This is a genomic window from Bacillus sp. P4_D3, assembly GCF_056401855.1.
Genome location: NZ_JBFUIN010000089.1, coordinates 1 through 10,498 on the forward strand (window position 1 = coordinate 1; position 10,498 = coordinate 10,498).

A 10,498-nucleotide genomic window follows, 5' to 3' on the forward strand; every position below is an offset into this window, starting at 1 on the left:
CGTACCATATGACCAAGCGTATTATACTGATCACGAGTTGTAGAATCTTTGAAACTTTTCCCATACATCATTTCTAATTTTTCTAGAAAAGCGGATTTAAAGCTTTCAACATGAGTAAACATTTTTTCACCACCTCAATGTTATTCCATGAGACTTTTATACAATTTCTTGTATGCAAGAGCAGATTTCCCCCAGCTATAATCTTCAGTCATCGCTTGCTTTACAAGCTTATCCCATACCGGTTTATCTTGATAAAACTCAATTGCACGAAGAATTGTATGTAACATGTCATGCGCATTAAAATTCGTAAAGCTAAAGCCATTCCCAATTCCAGTTTCCTCATCGTAAGAATGTACAGTATCATTTAATCCGCCTGTTTCTCTTACAATTGGAATCGTGCCATATGCTAGCGCAATAAGTTGTCCAAGTCCACACGGTTCAAACAGCGATGGCATTAAAAACAAATCGCTTCCCGCGTACACTTGGTGCGCTAACGCTTCATTAAATCCAATATATACTTTTACCTTTTCTGGATATTCGTATGCCATCCATTCAAAGAACTGCTCGTATTCAGAATCGCCTGATCCCAAAATAATACATTGTACATCTTCTTCCATTATTTCACGGAATACAGTACGTACTAGATCAAGCCCCTTTTGCTTCGTTAATCGTGTTACCATCGAAATAACTGGTGTATCTTCTTTTTCTGGTAAACCAAAATAACGCTGCAATGCGCGTTTATTTTCACTCTTTTCCTCTAATGACTCTGCACTATACTGAGCCGTAATATATGGATCTGTTTCTGGATTATATACACTCGTATCAATTCCATTTACAATGCCACTAAGCTTATCGTTATGCTTTCGTAGCAATCCATCTAACTTCTCACCGAAAAACTCATATTGAATCTCTTCTTTATATGTCGGGCTAACCGCTGTAATTTGGTCAGATGCGATAATACCGCCTTTCATAAAGTTCACGTTTCCATAAAACTCAAGCTGTTCACTATGAAAATATTCATGACCAAGCTCCAGTAAGTCGTACATCACTTCAGGAGGAAATACACCTTGGAACTGCAAGTTATGAATCGTATATACCGTTTTAATATGCTCATATAACGGGTTATCTTGATACTTTTCACGAAGTAAGAAATTAACCATAGCTGTATGCCAATCATGGCTATGAAGAACATCTACTTCGAAATCAAGATGCGGAATACACTCTAAAACTGCTTTTGAAAAATAAGAAAAACGCTCCCCATCATCATAATGGCCATAGAGAGAATCTCTCTTAAAATAATATTCATTATCTATTAAGTAATACGTAATCCCATCCTGCTCACCTTTTAAAATCCCGCAATATTGGTTTCTCCATCCAAGAGGAACGTTAATTACTTTATGAAGCGTACATCCTTCTCTTAACTCTTTCGGGATAAGACTGTAGTTTGGAAGTATAATGCGAACATTCACTCCTAATTTTTTTAATTCTTTTGGAAGCGCTCCTGCTACATCAGCTAGACCTCCGGATTTAATAAACGGTACACATTCTGATACTGCAAATAAAATATTCACCTGTTGTTCCACTGCACGAAAAGCGTATACATCATAAATCGCTCTTCTTACAGCTTCCTCCCTTCAAGTTTTCATATAGAGTAAAACCTTAATTAGTGGGGGTTTTCTAAATCCCCCACTAATTATGCACCTGCTATTTACGAATAACTGTTGATTGTACTATTTTGTACACTACCTTTTTCTACAACATATGGCTCATCAGCACTTCCTTTTAACACTACGCCGTCGCCAAGTTTCACATCTTTATCAATAATAACACCATCTATTATGCAATTATCTCCAATTTTGCTCTTTTGCATAATAATACTATTACGAACAATTGAACCTTTTCCAATTTTAACAGAACGGGAGATAACACTATTTTCCACTTCACCTTCAATAATACTACCGTTTGCAATCATCGTATTTTTCACTGCTGCACCCTTCATATAACGAGTTGGCGGCTCATCTTTTACTTTCGTAAAGATTGGTGCTTCTTTCTTAAATAATTGCTTCCAAATAGTAGGCTGCAAAATTTCTAGACTATGCTTATAGTAACTTTCAATCGAATCAATGATAGCTACATATCCTGTATGCTCATACGTAGCAATATGCAGTGATTTCCCGCTCTTTTCTCTCACTACATCAAATAAACTGTATTGCTCCACATCTTTATATGTCTCAAATAAGTCTAGCAATAATTGTTTCTTTAACACATATGTTTGAAGCGAAACCCCTTCATGACAAACTTCAGTAATATCTGCAGACGTATGTATATGTCGCTCTAACACCGCTTGAAAGTTTAACGCTGTTACAAGATGGCTATTCGTAATAACAACATATTCTTCTCTGCTTCTTAGAAAATAATCAATATGTCTTCTAAAATGTGCAAAAGATCCAAATTCGTCATGATCACATTGGCAGTTCGGTGGGAATAAAAACAGTCCATCACGCTTTCTATCTAAATCCCACTGTTTTCCTGAACCGACATGATCCATTAAAGAACGATTTTTATGACTTGTAAAAACCGCCACGCTATGAATATTAGAATTCACCATATTTGAAAGCATGAAATCAATGAGGCGGTAACGGCCTCCAAACGGTAATGCCGCTAATGAACGATGCCCTGTTACTTTCTTTAAGGAAGGAAAACTTCCCGTTGCATTAATAATTCCTAACATTTTTTCTCCCATTCATTTCATCCCCCTTTTCTATTTTCCTTCAGCAATTAGTACTACATCATCAACATTTTTTTCTGGACGAATTATTGCCCCATCTTCAATAACCATTTCCGATCCAACGATCGCTCTTTCAATCACAACGTTTTTACCAATCTTTGCCCCCGGCATAACGACAGAATCGATTACCATACTACCTTCTTCCACCGTCACTCCTTGGAATAAAACAGAATGCTTCACGTCCCCTTCAATGACGCACCCTTCATTAATAAGTGACTCTTCTACTTTTGCCTGTTCTGCAATATATTGAGGTGGCTCGTTTGGATTTACAGAATAAATGCGCCAATTACGATCATTTAAATTCAACGATGTTTCATCGCGAAGTAAATCCATATTCGCTTCCCATAAGCTTTTCACCGTTCCAACATCTTTCCAATATCCTTCAAACGGATACGCCATCAACTTCTTCCCTTCATCTAATAAAAGCGGAAGTACGTCTTTTCCGAAGTCATTACTAGATTCAGGATTTCTTGCATCCATCTCTAAATATTCTTTTAAAATAGACCAGTTAAAAATGTAAATTCCCATTGATGCAAGATTACTTCTTGGAAATTGCGGTTTCTCCTCAAATTCAACAACTTCCATCTCTTCATTCGTATTCATGATGCCAAAGCGACTTGCTTCATCCCACGGCACTTCAATAACAGAAATTGAAACATCTGCTTCTTTCTCAATATGGTAATCTAGCATTTTACTGTAATCCATTTTATAAATATGATCGCCTGATAAAATAAGGACATATTCTGGTTCGTACTGACTTAAATAGTTTAGGTTTTGATAAATAGCACTTGCCGTACCTGTATACCACTTCACACCTGAAGACTCCGCATAAGGAGGTAACACAGTGACTCCACCATTTACACGATCAAGATCCCAAGCATTTCCGATTCCAATATAATTATGAAGTTCTAACGGTTGATATTGTGTTAAAATCCCCACCGTTTCAATACCGGAGTTTGCACAGTTACTTAACGTAAAATCAATAATGCGATATTTACCACCAAATGGAACAGCTGGCTTGGCTAAATTTTTTGTTAATGCACTTAAACGACTACCTTTTCCCCCTGCTAGTAACATTGCTACGCACTTTTGTTTTTGAGCCATCTTGTTTTTTGCTCCCCTTTCTCGTCTTCACTGGTCGTAATATGGATACGCCAAATGGTGGAATTGTAATTTCTACATGTGCCGCTTGATTATGATATGGCTCTAGAATCGTCTTGAGACGTTTCTTATTAACTTGCCCCGATCCGCCATATTGCACCGCGTCACTGTTTAAAATTTCGTTATAATACTCGAAATCTGGTACACCTACTTTATAGTTTTCATATGTAGCTTTCGTAAAATTACATACGACAACTAACGCATCTTCCTCCTTATCCCCTTGGCGGATAAACGAGAAAATACTTTGCTCATTATTATTAGCATCAATCCACTGAAATCCTTCAGACGAGTGATCTAACTGCCAAAGTGGTTTTGAGCGCTTATACAATGCTATGAGCTCTTTAAAGTAATCATGCATATAACGATGCATTTCAAAATCATGTAAATTCCAATCTAAATCTTCAAGGTCTTTCCACTCATCAAATTGCCCGAATTCTCCACCCATAAAGAGTAATTTCTTACCTGGATGAGTAAAGAAATATCCATATAATAAACGAAGTTGGGCGAACTTATCCCAGTAATCTCCCGGCATTTTATTTAATAACGATTTTTTTCCATGAACGACTTCATCATGAGAAAGCGGCAATATAAAGTTTTCAGAGTGAGCATATATTAAAGAGAATGTCATTTTCTCATGAATGTATTTCCGGTACTCTGGCGCACATTCCATATATTTCAGCACGTCATTCATCCAACCCATATTCCATTTATAATTAAATCCAAGTCCACCCTCGTATGTTGGAGCTGTTACAAGTGGCCAAGCTGTTGAATCTTCTGCTGTCATAAGAAACTCTTCATCTTCTGCAAACACAGCTTCATTTAACTCCCGTAAGAAAGAAACAGCGTGTTCATTGCTTTGCTCTTTTCCTTCTTTATTCCAGTACAGCATATTCGCAACTGCATCTACTCTGAAACCATCAATATGGAAATATCTCATCCAAAATAACGCATTTGAAATTAAGAAATTACGTACTTCTCTCTTCCCTAAATCAAAATTAACAGTTCCCCATACCAGGTTTTCTTGTACGTCTCTATCTTTATATTCATAAGTCGGTGTCCCATCAAACAAATATAAACCGTGAGCATCTTTACAAAAATGCCCCGGCACCCAATCTAAAATGACACCGATTCCATATTTATGACATTCATCGACAAAATACATCAAATCATGTGGCGTGCCGAATCTACTTGTCGCTGCATAATATCCCGTTCCTTGATATCCCCAAGAACGATCATATGGATGCTCAACAAGCGGCATAATTTCAATATGTGTAAATTGATGTTCCACCACATACGGAATGAGCGCCTCAGCCATTTCTCTGTAAGAATACAGAGCACCATCTTCTTTCTTTTTCCAAGAACCGAAATGTAATTCATAAACTGTCATCGCTTCTTTATAAATCGATTTTTTCTTTCTCTTACGAATCCAGTTTTTATCATTCCATTCATATCCCTCTATATCAAAAACTACAGATGCCGTATTTGGTCTTACTTCTGCATATACTGCGTAAGGATCTGCTTTTAAAATAACGTTACCGTTCATCGTTTCAATCGCATACTTATATATCTCATTCTCTTCAATATGCGGTGCAAACAAGGACCAAATCCCCTCTTCTGTCACTTTTAGCATCTTATGTTGCTTATAATCCCATTCATTAAAATCCCCAACAACACTCATTGCTTTCGCATGAGGAGCCCATACTGTGAATCGTACACCTCGCATCCCATCTTCCGTCACAATATGTGCCCCAAAGATGTTATAACTGTCATAGTACTTTTCTGTATGAAACTCATCTCGTTTCACTTCTTCACAATTTATTACATCCAATATGTTCACCTCACTAAGATGACAGAAATTTTTTACTCTTTATCATTTCTGCAAAAAACTGAAATATCCTTGTTGTTTTTTAAAAAATATTCGTTTTTTTCTTAAATTTCACTTAAAATGTTTATATTTATCGTGTAAAATATCGAATTTTGACGAATATTCATTGCAAACGCTTCATTTCACCTTACTATTTTCACCTTTCATTGTTGCTCAATATTACTTTATTGATTTCTCTCCATTTTTCACGCTATTTCTCACGTGAAATACAAGCGAAATAATCTATTGTTTAAAAATGTTTCTCAACATTTTTTGTCACAAAATTTATCATTTCCCGACGGAAAACTCCCACCTCAAGGAATAGGTAGGACATGGTCTAATGAGTATGCGGGAGATGAATGGCGTTTAGGAAAAATTGCCACAAGGTTAACTCCTAAAGAATAAAGTGAAGTTCTGCTCGCAAATAGTGGGATAACGCACAAAAGCACTCTATTCAAAAATAGAGTGCTTTTTCTATAAACGACCCTTATCCAGCAAAAGGGGTATATTGGGGATATACAAGGGAAACCGGAAAAGGAATTTATATTAATTTATATTAATTTATATTAATTCAGAGGTAGGAAGCAGTTTCCCGCCTCTGAATTATTTAGCAATTATTATAGTACTGGTGCCATTGTTTCTTTTAATACTTTTACAGAATGAGCGAATTTCGCTTTTTCTTCTTCGTTTAATTCAAGTTCTACGATTTCACGTACACCTTCGCGGTTAATAACAGCTGGAACACCTACGTAAGCATCTTTCTCACCATATTGACCTTCAAGGTATGCAGATACAGTTAATACACTGTTCTCGTTGCTTAAGATCGCTTTAGTTACACGAAGTAGTGACATACCGATTCCGTAGTAAGTTGCGCCTTTACGCTCGATAATGTGGTAAGCTGCATCGCGTACATTTTCAAAGATTTTATCTAAATCTTCTTGGTTATACTGTTCGTTGTTCGCTAAGATTGTTTCTAGTTTTTGTACACCTACAGTAGCGTGGCTCCATACTGGAAGTTCAGTGTCACCGTGCTCACCAACGATGTAAGCATGAACGTTACGTGGATCTACATCTAAGTAGTCACCTAACATGTAACGGAAACGAGCAGAGTCTAAAGTTGTACCAGAACCAATTACGCGCTCTTTTGGAAGACCAGATTCTTTCCAAGTTACGTAAGTTAAAATATCAACTGGGTTTGTTGCGATTAAGAAGATTCCATCGAATCCGCTATCCATAATACCGCGAACGATTTGTTTAAAGATCTTTGTATTTTTCTCAACTAAGTCTAAACGAGTTTCGCCTGGCTTTTGTGGTAATCCAGCAGTGATAACAACTAAATCTGCATCTTTACAATCTGCATAGCTACCGCTCCAAACTTTTGTTGGTGCTGGAGAGAATGGTACCGCATGGCTTAAGTCCATTGCTTCCCCTTCTGCTTTTGCTTCATTAACATCTACTAGTACGAATTCTTCAGCTACACCTTGGTTGATCATTGAGTAAGCATAACTACAACCTACAGCTCCTGTTCCTACTAATACTACGCGATTGATACCTTTTTTCATGTTAATTTCCCCTTTCAATTGTTTACATCTATTTTTTATTATTGTTTAAGTAAGTAATTAAAATACTAATTTAATGTTGTTTAACTTCTTTACATACATATTGTAGCACGGATTATTGTGAATTACTTCACAAATTATGACCTATTTGTGAACTTTTTCACATAGAGTGTAAAGTTATTAGAGTGCGGGTGAAATCCATCTCAATGGAGGCGTTTTATTTAGATTGTGAAAGGGTTGGACTTTGGTTTTTATCGGTAAGTGAAATTATATCGGCGATTTTCTGAATATATCGACCATAACTCCAAATATATCGGCGATTTTCTGAATATATCGACCATAACTCCAAATATATCAGCGATTATTTAAATATATCGACCGTAACTCAAATTATATCAGCGATTTTTACAATATATCGACCATAACTCCAAATATATCAGCGATTATTTAAATATATCGACCGTAACTCAAATTATATCAGCGATTTTTACAATATATCGACTTACCGACGAAATCCTATAATAATAACAGCTTCTGGATTAAAGCGTTGATTCAGTCCTTCTGAGCTCATAAGTACACCTGTAGAAACTTCTAACTGACTGCACAATTGTATAAATGATGTGCTAGCAATTTCTTGACTGAGCCATACGCAAAGGGCAATGAGTTCGTTTGCTTGATACTTTTGCTAGATCGCTGTATAAAACCAACTTGTTTGGCGATCTCTTGTAGGACTACTGGAGCTCTTGTGCGAAAAGGTCCAGTTCATTTGAAATGATAGACTTCATCAAAAACGCCATCCTTTCTGTATAATTCTACAAAAAGAATAGCGTTTTTTTGATTACATGGATACAAATTTATCTTAGCTTGATAGTGATGTTTTTTCCATACACATCAAGTTAACACAACGTCACTTATTAACAGTCAATAGACATGGAAACCTAGCAAAGCCCTTCAATTATTGTAGTAAAACAGTCATTTTTAAATCTTCAGAACCTCCATTTTTTAAAGTATCATTTTGACCACTAAGATACGTAGGTTTAATTGTTAAGGATTTTGGAGGATTATCCATTGGTGGAAGAGCTAAAACAATATGGTGTCCGTATAGTCCCGTGCTACCAACTTGCAAGCTGACTCCTTCGTAGATTTTTCCTTTATCATCAGTGACAGTATAATCAAGTGCTGGCCAACTATCATTAGCTTCCATTTCTTTTGGATAATCAAAGGTCAAATCAATCCTCGTTGAAAGTGAAGAAAAAGTTACTTGATCTACTGTTAATGCATACAGATTATCTTTCGTTAATGTTTTTATATTAGGAGTAAATTTACGAATCTCACCTTCAACTTTTGTAAGAGGAAATGCTACATTCCATGTTCCTGCTTTTCCAAATAAATCTTCTCCATGGACGGAAACATCAATTTTATCACCAAATTCACCGTAATTAGCCAGAGTGAATTCATGCTGCTCAATAATGGTGTTTCGTCCTTTTGACTTCTGTGAAGTAGAACTAATTGCAGCTCTGACTTCTTTCCCATTAATGGTTACATAACTAAATCCAGCTTTCTCTTCATTGCTATTGGAAATAGTATTTTCTCCTTTGTATTCCACCGTGATCACTAAACGTCCGCCATCGTAAACAGCTTCTTTCACATTCATCGTTAAACCACTATGGTTATCTTGTCTTTCAATTGATGTAGCAAGCTCATCCTTTTCAATTTTATCAGAAGCAATATCATTAAATTGTGCATAAATGGGGCCTATAACTGGAACACTCGATAAAGTCTTTGCCATAGCAGGAGAAATGAATCCAAAACCTAAGAGAGAAACACATATTCCACAAGCAACAAGACTAGAATACTTGATTGTTTTTTTTCTACGGTATTGATTTTTCTTAGCTTGAAGCATGGCTGTTTTTTCTCTTTGAATTAACCGGTCTTCTGGTATAGGAATATCATTGATATGGTGATTAAATTCTTCTTTATTCATAACTATATCCCTCCTTTAAAATGGGGCGTAAGGCTTGCTTTGCTCGATGTAATTGAGATTTTACCGTTCCTTCTGGAGAGTTAAGAACCTCAGCAATTTCCTTAATAGATAAATCGTGATAATACCTTAATAAAATAATAGTTTTGTAAGTAGGATCTAAGAAATTAAATGCCTCGGTTAAATCCAATGATTGTTCTAATTTATTCATGCTCTCTTCTGTACATAAATTAGCAAATATTTCATCATTCGCAACAAATTGTCTAGAGGATTTTCTTACAAAATCAATGGATTTAAAAACAAGAATTTTGGTAATCCAACTTTGAAATTTCTCCGGCTTTTTTAATTTTCTCAGTGAAAGATATGCTTCATAAATTGTTTCTTGGTATATATCCAGTGCATCTTGTTCATTTCTTACATAAGAATAGGCTGTTCGATATAATTTCGGGCGAACAAAAGTAATAAGTTGTTCAAATGCTTGATCATTTCCTCTTGTTGCTTGTTTTACTAGATAGGCTATGTCCATTTTTATTTCTTCCTCCCTTTACTAATATAGTCGAATGAGAGAATAAAAAGGTTGCAAAAATAAGTGCATATACATAAATCTCCTACAACTTATTGCAATGATTAATATCCAGCATTAAAGAAAAGACACCAGAAATCCAGATAGAAATAAGAGCCAAATATATAGCTTGTTCATACCAAATTTAAAGTAAAAAAGATCTCCCAAAACGGAAAAACGAGCTGAATTCTCATAAATAACTGTAAAAAAGGTAAAATTCTCGTTATGGGGGTGTCTTAAAATCTTAGCTTGATGGGCATGTGATGTTCGCTCTATTTTAAGCAAATATCTATAAATACTTTTTGATGTTTCTATAATAAGCTTTTCATACTTCATCGCTCTCTCTTTTCTATTAGTTAGACGATTCAAATAGAAAAAAGTATACAAGAAATCCATAAAAAAAAAGCAGACTATTCAAAGTCCACTTTTATACAACAAAAAAGAGATAGCAGATTATGCTATCTCTTTTAGTATGACCCGTACGGGATTCGAACCCGTGTTACCGCCGTGAAAGGGCGGTGTCTTAACCACTTGACCAACGGGCCAAAATCTGGCAGAGAAGAAGGGATTCGAACCCTCGCAC

The 10,498-nt window shown here is 35.9% G+C and carries 7 protein-coding genes, 1 tRNA gene and 1 pseudogene; all 9 read right to left on the minus strand.

Translation table 11 applies throughout. The features are described from left to right. Positions 1-140: 140 nt before the first annotated feature. On the minus strand, positions 141-1,571 hold the full coding sequence (gene glgA, locus AC1DTM_RS12395) for a glycogen synthase GlgA (RefSeq protein WP_002112556.1): 1,431 nt from the start codon (positions 1,569-1,571) through the stop codon (positions 141-143). Positions 1,572-1,708: 137 nt separating this feature from the next. Beyond that, positions 1,709-2,743 (minus strand): glucose-1-phosphate adenylyltransferase subunit GlgD, encoded by a 1,035-nt coding sequence (glgD, locus tag AC1DTM_RS12400; RefSeq protein WP_256416249.1) that lies wholly within the window; start codon positions 2,741-2,743, stop codon positions 1,709-1,711. Positions 2,744-2,761: 18 nt separating this feature from the next. Next, positions 2,762-3,892: a glucose-1-phosphate adenylyltransferase gene (glgC, locus tag AC1DTM_RS12405; protein WP_016106493.1), complete on the minus strand. Its 1,131-nt coding sequence runs from the start codon at positions 3,890-3,892 to the stop codon at positions 2,762-2,764. Further along, a complete protein-coding gene (glgB, locus tag AC1DTM_RS12410) occupies positions 3,840-5,777 on the minus strand; it encodes a 1,4-alpha-glucan branching protein GlgB (protein ID WP_016106494.1) in 1,938 nt (645 codons plus the stop codon). Before glgB ends, glgC begins: the two co-directional genes overlap by 53 nt. Positions 5,778-6,430: 653 nt before the next feature. Further along, positions 6,431-7,375 carry an L-lactate dehydrogenase gene (locus AC1DTM_RS12415; protein WP_002112560.1) on the minus strand — a complete coding sequence of 315 codons (945 nt, stop codon included), beginning with the start codon at positions 7,373-7,375 and terminating at the stop codon, positions 6,431-6,433. A gap of 514 nt (positions 7,376-7,889) precedes the next feature. Then, positions 7,890-8,157, minus strand: a pseudogene (locus AC1DTM_RS12420) (IS4 family transposase); the annotation flags it as partial. A gap of 170 nt (positions 8,158-8,327) precedes the next feature. Further along, the gene (locus tag AC1DTM_RS12425; RefSeq protein WP_012261906.1) at positions 8,328-9,356 is read right to left on the minus strand and encodes a DUF4179 domain-containing protein; all 1,029 of its coding nucleotides are present in this window, start codon (positions 9,354-9,356) and stop codon (positions 8,328-8,330) included. After that, positions 9,349-9,879 carry a sigma-70 family RNA polymerase sigma factor gene (locus AC1DTM_RS12430; RefSeq protein ID WP_012261907.1) on the minus strand — a complete coding sequence of 177 codons (531 nt, stop codon included), beginning with the start codon at positions 9,877-9,879 and terminating at the stop codon, positions 9,349-9,351. The genes AC1DTM_RS12425 and AC1DTM_RS12430 overlap by 8 nt, the downstream gene beginning before the upstream one ends. Positions 9,880-10,388: 509 nt before the next feature. After that, positions 10,389-10,460: transfer RNA gene (locus tag AC1DTM_RS12435), tRNA-Glu, on the minus strand. Positions 10,461-10,498 lie beyond the last annotated feature (38 nt).

Excerpts from the sequence above, each read along its gene's own strand:
- glgD (WP_256416249.1), bottom strand. The coding sequence starts at position 2,743 with ATGGGAGAAAAAATGTTAGGAATTATTAATGCAACGGGAAGTTTTCCT.
- glgC (WP_016106493.1), bottom strand. The coding sequence starts at position 3,892 with ATGGCTCAAAAACAAAAGTGCGTAGCAATGTTACTAGCAGGGGGAAAA.
- AC1DTM_RS12415 (WP_002112560.1), bottom strand. The coding sequence starts at position 7,375 with ATGAAAAAAGGTATCAATCGCGTAGTATTAGTAGGAACAGGAGCTGTA.
- AC1DTM_RS12425 (WP_012261906.1), bottom strand. The coding sequence starts at position 9,356 with ATGAATAAAGAAGAATTTAATCACCATATCAATGATATTCCTATACCA.
- AC1DTM_RS12430 (WP_012261907.1), bottom strand. The coding sequence starts at position 9,879 with ATGGACATAGCCTATCTAGTAAAACAAGCAACAAGAGGAAATGATCAA.